General features: G+C 68.9%; 14 protein-coding genes. 4 read left to right on the forward strand and 10 right to left on the reverse strand.

Translation table 11 applies throughout. The annotated features are described in order from the left end of the window. Window positions 1-8 precede the first annotated feature (8 nt). Window positions 9-650, forward strand: coding sequence for a pyroglutamyl-peptidase I (gene pcp / locus ACSQ89_RS05960; RefSeq protein WP_436293943.1), 642 nt, complete (start codon window positions 9-11; stop codon window positions 648-650). Here the strand turns inward: pcp and ACSQ89_RS05965 are convergent. Continuing rightward, window positions 647-1,360 carry an alpha/beta fold hydrolase gene (locus tag ACSQ89_RS05965; protein ID WP_436293921.1) on the reverse strand — a complete coding sequence of 238 codons (714 nt, stop codon included), beginning with the start codon at window positions 1,358-1,360 and terminating at the stop codon, window positions 647-649. The genes pcp and ACSQ89_RS05965 overlap by 4 nt on opposite strands. Window positions 1,361-1,431: 71 nt before the next feature. Here ACSQ89_RS05965 and ACSQ89_RS05970 point away from each other — a divergent pair, with 71 nt between their 5' ends. Then, window positions 1,432-2,103, forward strand: a complete 672-nt coding sequence (locus tag ACSQ89_RS05970) for a histidine phosphatase family protein (RefSeq protein ID WP_436293920.1) — start codon at window positions 1,432-1,434, stop codon at window positions 2,101-2,103. On the opposite strand, the gene ACSQ89_RS05975 is transcribed toward ACSQ89_RS05970, so the two are convergent. After that, complete coding sequence (locus ACSQ89_RS05975) at window positions 2,098-5,148, reverse strand: transglycosylase domain-containing protein (RefSeq protein ID WP_436293919.1); 3,051 nt, start codon at window positions 5,146-5,148, stop codon at window positions 2,098-2,100. The two genes, ACSQ89_RS05970 and ACSQ89_RS05975, sit on opposite strands and share 6 nt — an antisense overlap. A gap of 112 nt (window positions 5,149-5,260) precedes the next feature. Here ACSQ89_RS05975 and ACSQ89_RS05980 point away from each other — a divergent pair, with 112 nt between their 5' ends. Continuing rightward, complete coding sequence (locus ACSQ89_RS05980) at window positions 5,261-5,626, forward strand: SPW repeat protein (protein WP_093109043.1); 366 nt, start codon at window positions 5,261-5,263, stop codon at window positions 5,624-5,626. Window positions 5,627-5,653: 27 nt separating this feature from the next. Here ACSQ89_RS05980 and ACSQ89_RS05985 read toward each other — a convergent pair whose 3' ends face one another. Both ACSQ89_RS05985 and ACSQ89_RS05990 read right to left on the reverse strand, forming a co-directional pair. Then, on the reverse strand, window positions 5,654-7,012 hold the full coding sequence (locus ACSQ89_RS05985; RefSeq protein ID WP_436293918.1) for a tetratricopeptide repeat protein: 1,359 nt from the start codon (window positions 7,010-7,012) through the stop codon (window positions 5,654-5,656). A gap of 103 nt (window positions 7,013-7,115) precedes the next feature. Next, window positions 7,116-7,514 (reverse strand): tautomerase family protein, encoded by a 399-nt coding sequence (locus tag ACSQ89_RS05990; protein WP_436293917.1) that lies wholly within the window; start codon window positions 7,512-7,514, stop codon window positions 7,116-7,118. 108 nt (window positions 7,515-7,622) lie between these two features. Between ACSQ89_RS05990 and ACSQ89_RS05995 the strand changes: the two genes are divergently transcribed. Continuing rightward, window positions 7,623-8,489, forward strand: a complete 867-nt coding sequence (locus ACSQ89_RS05995; protein ID WP_436296142.1) for a LysR family transcriptional regulator — start codon at window positions 7,623-7,625, stop codon at window positions 8,487-8,489. 23 nt (window positions 8,490-8,512) lie between these two features. Here the strand turns inward: ACSQ89_RS05995 and ACSQ89_RS06000 are convergent, their stop codons facing one another. The 6 genes from ACSQ89_RS06000 to ACSQ89_RS06025 all read right to left on the reverse strand — a co-directional run bounded on the left by ACSQ89_RS06000 (window position 8,513) and on the right by ACSQ89_RS06025 (window position 15,175). After that, window positions 8,513-9,919, reverse strand: a complete 1,407-nt coding sequence (locus ACSQ89_RS06000; RefSeq protein ID WP_436293915.1) for an amidase — start codon at window positions 9,917-9,919, stop codon at window positions 8,513-8,515. Between the two features lie 55 nt (window positions 9,920-9,974). After that, window positions 9,975-11,465: an ABC transporter substrate-binding protein gene (locus ACSQ89_RS06005; RefSeq protein WP_093109039.1), complete on the reverse strand. Its 1,491-nt coding sequence runs from the start codon at window positions 11,463-11,465 to the stop codon at window positions 9,975-9,977. An 84-nt stretch (window positions 11,466-11,549) separates the two neighbouring features. Continuing rightward, window positions 11,550-12,353 (reverse strand): ATP-binding cassette domain-containing protein, encoded by an 804-nt coding sequence (locus ACSQ89_RS06010; protein WP_436293914.1) that lies wholly within the window; start codon window positions 12,351-12,353, stop codon window positions 11,550-11,552. Further along, on the reverse strand, window positions 12,350-13,336 hold the full coding sequence (locus ACSQ89_RS06015) for an ABC transporter ATP-binding protein (RefSeq protein ID WP_436293913.1): 987 nt from the start codon (window positions 13,334-13,336) through the stop codon (window positions 12,350-12,352). The genes ACSQ89_RS06010 and ACSQ89_RS06015 overlap by 4 nt, the downstream gene beginning before the upstream one ends. 10 nt (window positions 13,337-13,346) lie before the next feature. Next, on the reverse strand, window positions 13,347-14,228 hold the full coding sequence (locus ACSQ89_RS06020; RefSeq protein ID WP_436293912.1) for an ABC transporter permease: 882 nt from the start codon (window positions 14,226-14,228) through the stop codon (window positions 13,347-13,349). Beyond that, a complete protein-coding gene (locus ACSQ89_RS06025) occupies window positions 14,225-15,175 on the reverse strand; it encodes an ABC transporter permease (RefSeq protein WP_436293911.1) in 951 nt (316 codons plus the stop codon). The genes ACSQ89_RS06020 and ACSQ89_RS06025 overlap by 4 nt, the downstream gene beginning before the upstream one ends. Between the last annotated feature and the right edge of the window lie 95 nt (window positions 15,176-15,270).

The following is a 15,270-nucleotide window of genomic DNA, read 5'->3' on the forward strand; positions in this document are numbered from 1 at the left end:
CCGTGAACGTGCTGCTGACCGGCTTCGAGCCCTTCGACAAGGAAGCTCTCAATCCTTCGTGGGAGGCGGTGCGCGCGCTCGACGGTTGGTGCTGCGAAAGCGCCGTGGTGCATGCGCGCCGCATCTCCTGCGTGTTCGGCGCGGCGCTCACCGAGCTCGATGCCGCCATCGACGAACTGCGGCCGCAACTGGTGCTCGCCATCGGCCAGGCCGGTGGCCGCAGCGAGATCACGCCCGAGCGCGTCGCGATCAACATCGACGATGGCCGCATCTGCGACAACGCGGGCTGCCAGCCGATCGACGAGCCCGTGGTGGCGGGCGCGCCGGTCGCCTATTTCTCGAGCCTGCCGATCAAGGCCATGGTGCGCGATCTGCGCGCTGTAGGCATCCCGGCCGCGGTGTCGAACACGGCCGGTACCTTCGTCTGCAACCACCTGTTCTTCGGCCTCATGCACCGCATCGCGACGCGGCCGGTGCCGGGCATGCGCGGTGGCTTCATGCACACCCCCTATCTGCCGGAGCAGGCGGCGCGTTTTCCGGGCGCACCGAGCATGGCGCTCGACACCGTGATCGCGGCGCTGCGCATCGCGGTCGCCACATCGCTCGCGGTGCGCGAGGATGTGCGCGAAACGGGCGGGCAGTTGAACTAGGCTCTTGCCAACAGAAGGCGCTCGAGCCACGGAATCAGCGCGGCGTTGACGAAGGCGGGCTTTTCCATGGTCAGCATGTGCCCGCATTCCTCCACCCACACGAGTTCGGCAAGCGGCACGGTCTGCGCGATTTCCTGCGAGCATTCGGGCGGCGTCAAGCGATCGCCGTCGCCGCAGACCACGAGCACGGGGCAGCGTAAGGAGGGCAGATGCGGGCGCGCATCGGGGCGCTGCATCAGCGCGCGGTTCTGGCGAATCAACTGCTGCGCGCCGGCATCGAGCACGAGCTCGACATAGCGCTGCACCAGCGCCTTGTCTCCGGCCTGCGTCGGGTGAAAGGCGAAGCCCGCGTTGAATTCGATCACGTCGCGCGCCTCACCACGCTCGAAGAGCTCGATCGCCGATTCGCGCAGCTTGTACATGTCCGGCGTTTCCGGCCGCGCATTGGTGCCGAGCAGCGCGAGCCCCGCGATGCGCTCGGGCGCCTGGCGCGCGGCCTCCAGCGCGATCATGCCGCCCATCGAGGCACCGCAGAGGATCAGCGGGCCGGCATGCTCGCGCAGCACGGCTTCGGCCATGGTTTCGATGCGCTCGTGGCGCATGTGAGCGTCGCTCACATGCACGTCGAGCGTGGCGGGCAGGGCAGGCAGCTGCGCCTCCCAGAGGCGCTCGTCGCAGGCGAGGCCGGGCAACAGGACAAGACGGGACATCGGTGGATTCTCCGCGAAGAAACGGCTGCCTACATGCTGACATCTGCTGCGAGGAGAATAGAGGCCAGACCATGTCCACCGAAATCATCCTGATCCGCCACGGCGAAACCGACTGGAATCGCGAACTCCGCTTTCAAGGCCACATCGACGTCCCCCTCAACGACCTTGGCCATGAGCAGGCACGCCGGCTCGGGCTGCGGCTCGCAGGCGAGCCGGTGCAGCACCTGATCAGCAGCGACCTGATGCGCGCGCAGCAGACGGCGGCGCCGGCCGCGCGCCAGCTCGAACTCGAGATCCTCACCTCGGCCGCGTTGCGCGAGCAGCACTTCGGCATCGTCGAAGGCATGCGCGCCGACGAGATCCAGAGCCTGCATCCGCGCGCCTGGGAAGACTGGCTCCAGTTCCGCGAAGACCATGCCATGCCAGAAGGCGAGTCGGCGCGCCAGTTCCACGCGCGCATCATCGAGGCGCTGGGCCGCATCGCCGGCGCCCATGCGGGACAGAAGGTGCTGGTGGTGACGCACGGCGGCGTGCTCGACATGGTCTGGCGCACCGCGCGCGGGCTGGGCTTGAACGGGCCGCGCCAGAGCGAGATTCCCAATGCGGGCTTCAACCGCATCCGCATGGCCGACGCCGCGGCGCCGGAACAGATCGAGATCGTCGACTGGGCCGACACGCGACACCTGGCCGATCTGCCGCCGCAGCCCACCTACGACCAGAGCCGCCATCTCAAGAAGTCATGAGCGCCCGTTGTCGCCGCACCCATTGCGCTGGAGCACCGGCAGCAACTGCGGCCCGAACGACTTCAGCAACTGGACCGGCAGCGCGCTCGTGAAGCGGTAGCGCGCGGCGTGGGGCTCGCGCACGTACGCCAGGATCGTGCCGTAGTAGCGATCGCCGATCATGAAGACGAAGGTGGCCGAGCGGCCGATCTTGCGCTCGGCGATCACCTGGCCGCCGCGCCCCCTGAGTTCGTAGCGATGGTCGCCGGTGCCGGTCTTGCCGCCGATCTCGATCGCGCGGCCGTCTGCGCCCACGAGCGCACCCTTCAGGCGCCGTGCCGTGCCTTCGCGCACCACCGAGAACAGCGCCCGCCGCGCCGTCGCGGCCACCTCGGGCGGCAGCACCTGCAGGGCGGCCGGGCCACGCTGTTCGAGCCGGCTCTCGTAGGGCGTGTCGCGTGCGAAGTGCAGTGCGCCAACGCGCTGCACCGGCCGCCGTGCGCCGTCGTTGACCAGGATGCCCATCAGTTCCGCCAGCGCCGCGGGCCGGTCGCCCGATGCGCCGATCGCGCTCGCGTACGAGGGCGTCAACGACGCGAAGGGGTAGCCCAGGCGCTGCCATGAGCGATGGACCTGCGCGAAGGCGTCGCGCTCGAGCAGCTCGCGGATGCGCCGGTCCTGCGCGCTCTTGTGGCGCGTCTTGAAGAGCCAGGCATAGACCTCCTGGCGCTCGCGCGCGCTGGCGTCCAACGCCTGGGCCAGCGTCGCGTGCGGCTGCTGCCGCAGGAAGCCGACCAGCCAGAGCTCGAGCGGATGCACGCGGGCCACGTAGCCGCGGTCGGCGAGCGACAAACCGGCATAGGTGTTGCGCAGCGCACGCAGTGCGCGCGGCGAGCCGGCACCGCGGCCGAGCTTGCGCGCGAGCAGTTCGTCGAGCTGCGCATCGCCGGCTTCGGGTTCGATCGTGAACAGCACGCTCGCGAGGCGCGGCGCCGATGGCCGCACGCCGCGCAGCAGCAGCGCTTCGGCCTCGTCCGCCGACTTGCCCTTGTACTTGCGATGAAAGCGCGCGAGGTAGGCCGAGCCCTCGTTGTCGGCGAAGCGCGCAAGCATCTCGCGGCGGCGCGGGTCGGCCGGATCCTGCAGCAGGCGCTGGCCGTCGGTGGCTTCGCCGAACATCCGGTGGTACACGATGTCGCGCATCAACCGGATGAATACCAGGTTGACCGAATGATTGAAAGCTTCCTGCACGGTCATCGAAGCGGCGGCGTGCGTGCGATCGAAGTTCTCGAAGCGATGCAGGCCGCCGCCGGTGAAGAAGGCCTCGCCTTCGCTCGCCGAGTAGCGGCGCTGCATTGCAGCCTCCAGCATCGGTGCAAGGCTGCGGTCCTTGGCGTGCAGAAGGTACTGCCGTGCCCACGTGCCGAGCGGATCGCGATCGCTGGGCTTCAGCGCGGAGAGCGCGGGCGCGTCGAGCCCGACCCAGCGTTCGTGCAGCTCGGCGACCAGTTCGAGGTAGCTGACCAGCGTGCGCAGCTTGGCCGTCGAGCCGAGATCCAGCCGGGCGCCCTGGTTCACATCGAAGGGCTGATCGATGTTGTCGGCCTGAACGCGCAGCAGGTTCGCGTGCGCGCCGCGCTCATACAGCGTGAAGCTGTAGATCAGCGGGCTGAGATTCGCGCCCGGATCCAGCCGGTGATCGCCGATGAGCCCTGCCGACTTCGCCGCGGCGGGCGTGCGCAGCCTGGTCAGCGCGTGGATGGCAAGCGCCTGGGCCTCGTTGTCGAGGCTGGTTTCCGCTTCGAGGTCGAGGCGTTCGAGGTCGTAGGCACGCGGCACATCCAGCAGCGTGGACACATGGGTGCGCAACGCGTTCACCGCCTTGCGTTGCACGAAGTCCGGGCGCGGCGCCGCCGGCAACTCGGCCTGCTGCTGCAGCGGGACTGCCAGCGCGGCATCGCGCAGCGCGGGCGCGATGATGCCCGCATCGCCCATCAGCCGCAGGTAGCTGTCGGTGAGCCCTGTCAGGCCCTCGCCGTTGCCGAGCAGATGCTGCGAGGGACGACGCTGCGCGATCATCAGCGACAGCGCCTGCTTGAACGCCACGGCCTGGCGGCGCAGCGCCTCGTCCGAGGGCGCCGTCTCTCCGCCGGTGTCGGCCAGCAGACGATTGACTTCGCCGAACTCGCGCCCGTACCAGGTCCACAGGCCATCGCCCAGGCCATGCACTTCGCCGAATCCCGGGCGTGCCGCCAGGGGCACGGTGTCGAGGTAGTCGACGACGATCTGGCGGCGCCGTGCCAGCGTGTCGTCGCCGTCCTGGTAGGCACGCAGCGAGGCCGATGCCATCTGGCGCAGCTTGTCGCCGACCGAGGCCGTGCGACCCCCAGGCGAATGGCGGTACTTCTCGATCTGCGTGGCCAGCGTGCTGCCGCCGGAGGCCGGGCGCGTGACGTCGAGCGCCCGGTGCATCTGTTCGAGCGCGGCTTTCGCGAAGCGCTCCGGATCGATCGCGGGGTTGCGCTGCGGCGGCTGGGCATCCAGCAGATGGCGATCCTCGACGAAGAGCAGGGCATTGACCAGGAGCGGCGGCACCTCCTCGAAGCGTTCGTACACGCGCTGCGGCACGCGCGTGCGCAGCAGCGTCTGGGCGCGGCAGTCCCTCACCGTCAGGCCGGCCTGGTTCTTCTCGCGGTAAGGCCCGAAAAGCCCGCGTTCGTGCAGCTCGATCAGCCGCGGCGACATGCGTGCCTGGCGGGTCAGCACATAGCCCTGGGCCTGCAGGCGCTCGATGTAGTTGGGCAGCTGGCGGTAGCCTAAGCGCTCGTCGTAGGGTCCGCTATGGGGAAAACGGATGGCGGCGCTGGCGCCGGCATCGACGCTGAAGCGCGCGTCGCGGGCATAGTCGTGCCACAGCGCCGATTGCAGCCGCGAGGTCTTGAGCTCGTCCACGGCGAATGCGACGAGCGCAGCCACCCCGGCGAGCGCCGCGCCGAGCCAGAAGACCGTTCTGAACCTTGCCACGCTCTGCCTCGCAATGAGCCCGTACCGTGGGTTCGTCAGCATGAATGATGCTCCTTTCGGCGCTATTTGGCATAGCTCCCTAGGCCGGAAACTCGGCTGCCAAGCGCGGCTCCAACGGATGCCGGCGCCTTATTGCCGGCTGGAGGTACAGACCATGATGCAACTCAAGCATTGGCAAGACCCGGTCAACGGTGCGCTGGGTGTCTGGTTGGCTCTTTCGCCCTGGATCCTGGGCTACACCGGCGAGGCTGCTGCCATGCCGAACGCAGTGATCGTCGGCGTGGCGCTCATCGCCGCGGCCTTCGGCGCCATGCTGCTCCCCCAGGCCTGGGAAGAGTGGGTCGAAGCGGCACTGGGGCTCTGGCTGATGGCGTCCCCCTGGGTGCTCGGCTTCAACGCCCATGGCGACGCCATGCTCACGGCGGTCATTACCGGCCTCGTGGTCCTGGTGCTGGCGTTGTGGACGCTCCTGACCGACAAGGACTACAGCCGCTGGTGGCACGACCGGACCGCGCACTGACGGGGTGACCCCGCGTGCGGATAGCGCTCAGGCGGGATCTTTCGCCGCCGGCGCCCACCTGCCCGCCGCCCGCAAGCCCAGCGCGGTGTAGACCGCATCGGCCTGCCGGCGCAGGCGCAGCGATTCCGGCTGCCCGTTGACCTGCTGCTGCAGGATGCCTTGGGCACCGGCCATCGCGGCCTCGATGCCGCTGCGGATCAGCGCGTCGAGGAAGACCTGCTCGAACAGGTCGCGCTGCGCATGGCTGCCGCCGATCTCCATCAGGCGCGGGAGCGCCTGCCCCATCGATTCGATCGTTGCCCCGAAGTCGCCACGCGCATGGGCAAGAAGTCCATGCGCCGCGGGCACGCAGACGCGCTGCCAGGCGGCACGCGTCGAGGCCGGCGCACGCGGTGCGTAGGCCTCGATGTTGCGCAGCAAGGCCTCGGCCTCGGGCCGTCCGGCGCGAGCCAGGCCGTAGAGGTACTGCAGATCGAGGAAGGGCAGCACGTGGTCGTTGAGCCGCTGCGCGAGGTAGGCGGCCAGGTCCTGCCAGCGTTCGCCCACATCGATGCCCGCGAGCTCGAAGCGCGCGAGCAGCGATACCGCGCCGATCTGGTCCTGCGAATAGTCCTTGACCACACCCCACACCTCCCGGTCGTAGACGGCGAGTGCCTCGTCGTCCCTGCCCAGGTCGATCAGGAACAGCGCCACGTGCCACCAGTTGTGCGTGACCATGAAGGAGTTGAGCCCGACCCAGGCGCCGCTCACCTCCTGCATGAAGGCCAGGCCCTCGGCGAGCCGGCCCTCGGTCAGCATGACGTGGCCGAGCGCATGGTGCGCCCAGGGCTCCTTGCGTTCCATCGCGATCGCGCGGCGCGCGCTGGCTTCGGCCTCGCGCATCAGGTGGCACTGCTCGTAGCCGAAGGCAGCCATGCCGTGCAGATAGGGCACATCGGCGGCCGCGGGGAGCGCCGCCAGCGCGAGCCGCAGCATGCCGGGGCAGTCGCCGGTGTTGAAGCAGTGGTACTGGCCGAGCTTGAGCGAGGCCAGGTCGCGCGGATGTTCGCGCGCCTGCTCCTGGTGCAGCGCGATCGCGCGCGCGATGTCGCCATCCGCCCACGCCGCGACGGCCGCGATGTAGCGCTGCTCGCGCGAGCTGGCGCGCGCTGCGCCGGCCCGCGCGCGTTCGAGAAAGGGGCGCGCGTTGGAGGCGGCGTCCCGCGATTCGGCAAACAGGTGCAGCGTTGCGCAATAGGCCTGCACGATCGGGCTCTCGTCCTGCGCGGCGGCCAGCACGTCGACTGCGCGCGCCTCGCAGGCGATGAAGCCTTCGACGAAGTCGTTGACCGCGCGCAGGCTGGCGGCGTCTGTCAGGCTGACCGGGTTGCCGAGGCTGTCTTGCATGAAGCCTATTTTGCCGCGCGGGCGCCGCCGGGCCGCCCCAAGGCGGGCCGCGCCTCCCCCTCGGGGGTGGCGAAGCACACGGAGTGGCAAGCCGGGGGGCTTCTCACACCCCGGCCTGCTGGTGCCTGTACTCCTGTGTGAGGCCACCGCAGCCGTAGGCCGCGGCGCGCGCGTCGATCAGGTGCACATACGACACCTCGTGCAGGTTCTTGCGCAGCGCCGCCATCGCGGCGTAGATCTCGCGCAAATAGCGGGCCTTCTCCGCCTTGGTGTTGGTCTCGTCCGTGATGCTGATGTCCAGGTGGAAGGCCGACTTGCCGAGCTCGGCCAGCGATCGGCCGCCTACGAACCAGGCGTCATCTGCGATGTACTGCACCGCGACGGCGATCACCGGCAGCTTCTTGCCGAGCACGGTCTGGGTCAGTTCGGTCACCGTGTCGACGGTGCGGCGGGTGAGCTGGGCGTCGGGCTGGCCGGAGAAATGAATGACGATGTGAGGCATGGTTCTTTCCTTTTCGGTGGTTGGTGCCGCCATTGTGGAAAGATCGATGGCATCGGAAAAGCGGGAAGATATGATGTTTGTCATCTGTTTTGCGAATGGATAGAGCCAATGCAGACCTTCGACCTCGAGCAGCTGAGAACCTTCGTCGCCGTCACCGAAGCGGGCAGCCTCACGGCAGCGGCGCCGCAGATCTTTCTCTCGCAGTCCGCCGTCAGCGAGCAGATGCGCAAGCTCGAGGAGCGCGCCGGCCAGTCGCTGCTGACGCGCAGCAAGGCCGGCGTGGCGCCCACGGCAGCGGGCATCCGTTTGCTGGCGCATGCACATCGGCTTCTGGCACTCTCCGACGAAGCCTTCAGGGACATGCGCGGCGAGACGCTGCAGGGCGAACTGCGGCTTCCGGTCACCGACTATTTCAGGCCGGGCGATCTGACCCGGCTGTTGAGCCGCCTCGGCGAGAGCTATCCGCAGGTGCGTTTGCACGTGAGCATCCTCAAGAGCGGCGCGATCGAGGCCGGGTATGCGAAGGGCGACTTCGACGTCGGCCTGTCGATGCGCATCACCGGCACGCCGGGCGCCGCGGCCAGGTCGGATGCGCCGGTCCTGTGCCGCGAGTCGCTGGCGTGGATGGGCGCGGCCGGCCTGCGCATCGCACGCGGCGAGCCGCTGCGCCTGCTGGTCTTGCCCGACACCTGCTCGCTGCACCAGTTCACGGTGCAACTGCTGCAGAAGCGGCGCGTGCCCTATGCGGTGGCCCACGTGGCTTCGGGCGTGGCCGGCCTGCAGTCGGCACTGGCGGCCGGATTGGGTGTGGCCTGCCTCAACGAATCGGCGCTGTGCGAGGGCGTGGCGCGCCTGCCGCCACCGCATGGCCTGCCGGCGCTGCCGCGGGTGGCCTTCCATTTCCTGCCGGCCCGGCGCGGCGAATCCGATTTCGTCGCGCGTGCGCGTGAACTGCTGGCTTCGCACCTCGTCTGAGGTGCGGGCCGGCAGCGCCAAGCTCAGGCGCCGGGCGGTTCCGGCCAGGGCCGCTGCGGCTCGCGGATCAGTTCGAAGGCACGCGAGATCTTGAGTACGCCGAGATCGTCGAAGCGCTGCCCCGCGATCTGCAACCCGATCGGCAAGCCTTCGCTGGTGTAGCCGCAATTGATCGACGCGGCCGGCTGCTCCGACATGTTGAAAGGCACGGTGAAGCCGATGTGCTCGAGCGGCCGCAGCGGGTCGTTGGTGGGCGAGGGCAGTTCGGCGGCTGCCGGGGAGTTCGGCGCGGTGGGCGAGATCACGTAGTCGAAGCTTGCGCAGGCCGCCACCGCCGCGACGCGCGTCGCATGGAACTGGCTGAAGGCGCGGAACACGTGTTCGCCGCTGAAGGCCGCTGCGCTCTCGGCCCATTCGCGGATGTAGGGCAGGACCTTCGTGCGCTGCGCGGGCGGGAGCGCGTTCATGTCCACCAGCGAGCGCATGCGCCACAGGTGGTCCATGCCGTCGAGCATGGCCTGCGACATGAAGGGCTGCATCGGCTCGACGATGGCGCCGGCCTGCTCGAAGAGGCGCGCCGCATGCTCGACCGCCGCGCGGATCTGGGGCTCGACCGCGAGGCCGCAGCCGGCATCGAGCAAAAGGCCGATGCGCAGGCCGCGCAGGTGATCCGCAGCGACATCGAACTCGGACCACGCGATGTCCTGCGCCGGCAGGCTCATGCTGTCGCGCACGTCGGGCCGGGCCAGGGCTTGCATCATCAGTGCGGCATCGGCAACGCTGCGCGTCATCGGGCCGGCCGCACGGCCCATGTAGGGCGGATCGATCGGGATCCGGCCCAGGCTGGGCTTGAGCGTGAAGATGCCGCACCAGCCGGCCGGCAGCCTGAGCGAGCCGCCGATGTCGGTGCCGATGTGCAGCGGGCCGTAGCCTGCGGCCGCTGCGGCACCTGCGCCGGCGCTCGATCCGCCCGGGGTCTTGCGCAGGTCCCAGGGGTTGCGTGCCAGCGTGTGGAAGCTCGAGAGGCCGGAGGACAGCATCCCATAGTCGGGCATGGTGGTCTTGCTCACGATCACCACGCCGGCTTCCTTGAGGCGAGCGGCCGGCGGCGCATCGGCCGCGGCGGGACGCAGTTCGACGGCAGCCGTGCCGGCCGGCATCGGATCGCCGCGCGTCGCGATGTTCTCCTTGATCGTCGTCGGTACGCCGTCGAGCGGGCCGAGCGGCTCGCCGCGCCGCCAGCGCTCTTCCGAAGCGCGCGCCTGTTCGAGCGCGGCTTCGGGGCGCAGCAGCCAGGTGGCCTGCAGATGGGGCTCCCAGCGCGCGATGTGATCGAGCACGGCTTGCGTGACTTCGACCGGCGAGAGGCTGGCGTCGCGGTAGGCGGTGGCGAGTTCCTGTGCGGACAGGTCGTACAGGCGGGTGCTCACTCGGCAGCCTCCGCGCTGCGCGCTGCGGCGTTCGCCTTGGGGGCGGCCCGGCGCCTCACGACCACGACAGCGCCGACAGATCGTTGGCGAAGATCGGCATGTCCTTCCAGAGTCCTTTCACGCCCTTCTTCGCGATGGTCGGGAACTGGGGCTGGAACAGGAAGCCGTTGGCCGCGTCGGCGGCGAGCAGCTTCTGCGCGTCGCCGAGCAGCTTGACGCGCTCGGCCGGATTGGGCGTGGTCTTGATCTTGTCGAACAGCGCGTTGAATTCCTTCGACTGGTAGCCCCAGTAGTAGTCCGACTTGGCGTAGTTGCCGAGATCGAAAGGCTCCACGTGCGAGATGATCGTCAGGTCGTAGTCCTTGTTGCCGTAGGTGCCGCTCAACCACTGCGCCCATTCGACGTTCTGCACCTTCACGGTGATGCCGATCTTGGCCAGCTGCGCGACGATCACCTCGCCACCCTGGCGCGCATAGGGCGGGGGCGGCAGCGTCATCGTGAGTTCGAGCGGCGTCTTGACGCCGGCTTCGGCGAGCAGTGCCTTGGCCTTCTCGATGTTGAAGGGATTGACGGCGGTGGTGTCCACGAAGCCGGTGGCGCCCGGCACGTAATGGCTGCCGATCGGCACGCCGAAGCCGTCGGCGGCGCCTTCGACGACGGCCTTGCGGTCGATGGCCGCTGAGATCGCGCGGCGCACGCGCACGTCGTCCAGCGGCTTCTTCTTGTTGTTGAAGGCCAGGATGGTCTTGGCGCGCGAGCCGCCGAGGATCACCTGGAACTGCGGGTTGTTCTTGAACTGCGGAACGATGCGCGTCGCCGCGCGCGGAAAGGCGTCGACGTCGCCGGCCAGGAGCGATGCGGCCTGCGCGGCCGGATCGGAAATGAAGCGGAAGGTGACCTTGCGAATCTTCGCCGCGCCGGGGTTACGGAAGCCCTCCCACTTGCTCAGCGCCAGCGAAGAGCCCTTGCTCCAGCTGTCGAGCTTGTAGGGGCCCGTGCCGACCGGCTTGGTGGCGTTGGTGTCCGCGCTCTTGGGCTCGACGATGACGGCGGTGGCCTGGCCCAGCACGAACAGGAGGTCGGGGTCGATCTCCTTGTTGATGATCACCACGGTGTTGGCATCGACCGCCTGCGTCGTCATGTTGGCGAAGGTGCGCTTGTCCTTGTTGGTGCTCTTCTCGCCGCCGGCGCGGTCGAAGGAGAACTTGACCGTCTGCGCATTGAAGGGCTCGCCGTTCTGGAACTTGACGCCCTGGCGCAGCTTGAAAGTGTAGGTGCGCAGATCCGGCGACACCTCCCAGCTCTCGGCCAAGAGCGGTGTGACGCTGCCGTCGGCGTTGATCTTGGTCAGCGTTTCCAGCACGTTGTATTGCACGATCTCGGCGATCGCGGCAGCGGCGCCCGCGGTCGGGTCCAGGCCCGGCGGTTCCAGCGCCATGCCGAGCACGATCGAATCCTTGCGGCCCTGCGCCAGCGCCGCTTGCGGCAGCGCGAGCGGCACGGTGGCCAGTGCGGCGGTGGTCAGAAGGGTGCGGCGTTTCAACATGGTCAGGGCTCCAGGAAAAAACTGAGAAGAAGAAAGCAATCGTTACATCATGCGCGAGCGGCCTCGCCGGCGGCAAGCATTTGCTTATGGCCTGGCCGCAGGCTCAGCGCGTGGTACCGCAGCGAGCAAGGCTTGGGTATAGGGGTGTTCCGCATGCGCGAATAGTCGCTGCGGCGTGCCGCGCTCGACCACCAATCCGCGGTGCAGCACGCAGACCTCGTCGCACAGGTGGTTGACCACCGCGAGGTCGTGGCTGATCAGCAGGTAGCTGATGCCGAACTGCTGCTGCAGGTCCTGCATGAGGTTCAGCACCTGCGCCTGGACCGAGACGTCGAGCGCGCTCACCGGCTCGTCGGCCACGATCAGCTTGGGCCGCGTGATCAGCGCCCGCGCGATCGCGATGCGCTGGCGCTGGCCGCCGGAGAACTCGTGCGGGTATTTGCCGAGGTCGCTGGCCCGCAGGCCGACGGCGGCGAGCGATTCGCCGGCGCGCTCGCGCTGCTCGGCGCGACTGGTTTCGGCCAGCGCCTCGAGCGGCTCGGCGACGATGCGGGCCACGGTCTGGCGCGGGTCGAGCGAACCGTAGGGGTCCTGGAACACCATCTGCACGTCGCGCCGCGCCGCGCGCAGTTCTTCCTTGGGCAGCGCATGGAGGTCGCGCCCGAGCAGCTTGACGGTGCCCGAAGTGGGCTTGTCGAGCGCCATCACCAGACGCGCGATGGTCGATTTGCCCGAGCCCGATTCGCCGACGATGCCCAGGCTCCGTCCCGGGCGCAGGCTGAAGCTCACGCCGTTGAGCGCCTTGACTGTCGGCGGCGGTCCGAAGAGGCGCTCGCGCGGCAGCGTGTAGTGGCGGACCAGGTCGCTGACTTCGAGCAGAGCGGTCACGCAGTCACTCCTTCGGCGATCACGTCGTCAAGCCGGATGCAGCGCACCTGGTGGTTGTGCGGCATCTGCGTGGGCGGCGGACGCGTCGTATGGCAGTCGTCGATCGTGAAGCGGCAACGGCCCGCGAAGGGGCAGCCCGCCGGCAGGTCGACCAGCTCGGGCACGCTGCCCTTGATGGTCGCGAGCTTCAGGCCGCGCGGTGCGCCGAGCGCGGGGCGCGCGGCGAACAGGCCCTGCGTGTAGGGATGCGCACGTTCGGCAAAAACGGCCGCGGTCGGCCCGCTCTCGACCACGCTGCCGCCATACATCACGAGCATCTTCGAGACGTTCTGCGCGATCACGCCCAGGTCGTGCGAGATCAGGATCAGCGCCATGCCGCGCTCGGCCACCAGGCTCTGGATCAGCTCGAGGATCTGCTTCTGGATCGTGACGTCGAGCGCGGTCGTCGGCTCGTCGGCGATCAGCAGGTCGGGGCCGCAGGCCAACGCCATCGCGATGCCGATGCGCTGGCGCTGGCCGCCCGAGAACTGGTGCGGATAGGCATCGAGCCGCGATGCGGCATCGGGGATGCCGACGCGTTCGAGCAGCGCCAGCGCGTCCTTGCGCGCGTCGGCGTTCGACAGCCCGCGGTGCAGCCTGAGCGGCTCGCCGACCTGGCGCGCGATGGTGTGGACCGGGTTCAGTGCCGTCATCGGCTCCTGGAAGATCATGCCGATGCGGTTGCCGCGGATCTCGCACATCGCACGCTCGGGCAGGCCGACGAGCTCGCTGCCGTCGAAGCGGATGCTGCCCGTGACCTTGGCGCTGGCCGGCAGGAGCCCCATCAGCGACTGCACCGTGATCGACTTGCCGCAGCCCGATTCGCCGACGATGCCCATCGTCTCGCCGCGCTCCAGCGTGAAGCCGATGCCGCGCACCGCCTCGGCGGGACCGCGCTGTGTCTGCAGCTGGACGTGAAGGTTGTCGACTTCGAGCAGAGGCATGGTGCGGGATCTAGCGGGCACGGGCCAGGCGCGGGTCCAGCAGGTCGCGCAGACCGTCACCGAGCAGGTTGAGGCCGAGCACCGCGAACGCGATCGCCATACCCGGAAAGACCGCCAGCAGCGGTGCCTGGAACATCATGGTCTGTGCCTCGCTGAGCATGCGGCCCCAGGAGGGCTGCGGCGGCTGCGTGCCGAGGCCCAGGTAGGAGAGGGCGGCCTCGGCCAGGATTGCGATCGCGAAGCGGATCGTGATCTGCACGATCAGCACGGCCGAGATGTTGGGCAGCACGTGCTGCATGGTGATCGCGAACGCGCCCTTGCCGCAGGCGCGCGCGGCCGCCACGTACTCGCGCGACCAGATCGCGTTGGCCGATGCGCGCGTGATGCGCGCGAAGGTCGGGATGTTGTAGATGCCGATGGCGATGATCGCGTTGACGATGCCGGCGCCGAACACCGCCGTCATCATGATGGCCGACAGGATGGCGGGAAAGGCCATCGAGAAGTCGGTGAAGCGCATGATCGCTTCCTCCACCCAGCCGCGCCGCGCCGCGGCGAGCAGGCCGAGCGCGGTGCCCACCACCAGGCCGATGCCGACCGCGATCACGCCGACCAGGATGGACGCGCGCGCCCCCACCAGCAGCAGCGAAGCCACGTCGCGGCCGAAGGTGTCGGTGCCCAGCCAGTGCGCGCCGTTCGGCGGCTTGAGTTTGTTGGCGATGTCCATCTCGTAGGGGGACCACGGCGTCCAGACCAGCGAGACGGCGGCCGCGAGCAGCAGCAGCAGCGTGAGCACGGCGCCGATGGTGAAGCTGCGATGGTGCAGTGCGCGGCGCCAGAAGCCGGGCACCTTGAAGGCGGCCGCACTCGGTACGGCGCTGGGAATTGCGCTCATATGTCGCTGGCCTTGATGCGTGGGTCGATGACGGCGTAGAGCACGTCGACCACGAAGTTGACGATGACGACCATCGAGGCCAGCAGCATCACGCAGTTGCGCACCACGATCAGGTCGCGGTTACTGATGGCCTGAAAGATCAGCCGGCCGAGGCCCGGCAGGTAGAACACGTTCTCCACCACGATGGTGCCGGCCAGCAGCTCTGAGAACTGCATGCCCATCACGGTGATCACCGGGATCAGCGCGTTGCGCAGCACATGGGTCCACAGCACGGCCCGCTGCGAAACGCCCTTGGCGCGCGCGGTGCGCACGAAGTCTTCGCGCATCACTTCGAGCACGGCCGAGCGCGTGATGCGCGCCAGGATCGCCGCCTGCACCACCGCGAGCGAGAGGGCCGGCAAGAGCAGCGCCTTGAGCCCCGCGAACACGCCTTCCTCCCAGCCTTCGAAGCCGCCGGCCGAGAACCATTGCAGCTGCACCGAGAAGACGAGGATCAGCAGGATCGCGAACCAGAAGTTGGGGATGGCGATGCCCACCTGTGTCAGGCCCATCAGGCCGACGTCGCCAAGCTTGTTGTGGCGCGCCGCCGCCGTCACGCCCACGATGAGCGCCAGCACGGTGGTGAGGGTCATCGCGAGCAGCGCCAGCGGCACGGTCAGCGCGAGGCGCTCGAGGATCAGTTCGAGCACCGGCGAGCTGTAGGCGTAGCTGTCGCCGAGCTCGCCGGTCAGCAGGCCGCCGATCCAGTGCCAGTAGCGGGTCCAGGCCGGCTGGTCGAGCCCGAGCTTGGCGGCCAGCGCCGCCACCGCGTCGGGCGAGGCGTCCGGGCCCATGAGCATCTGCGCGGCATTGCCGGGCAGGATCTCGAGCACGAGGAAGACGATGACGGAAGCGCCGATCAGGGTGGCGATCAGCGTCACGAAGCGCTTGAACAGGAACAGGCTCATAGGGCGGGGGGCAGCATAACCCGACGCAACGACCATGCTTGAACTGTTTGCCCCCACATTCGGCGCTTCGCGTCCTCACTGCCCCCGTGGGGGCT

The sequence above is a fragment of the Variovorax sp. LjRoot175 genome, from assembly GCF_964253805.1.
Classification (GTDB): Bacteria; Pseudomonadota; Gammaproteobacteria; order Burkholderiales; family Burkholderiaceae_C; genus Variovorax.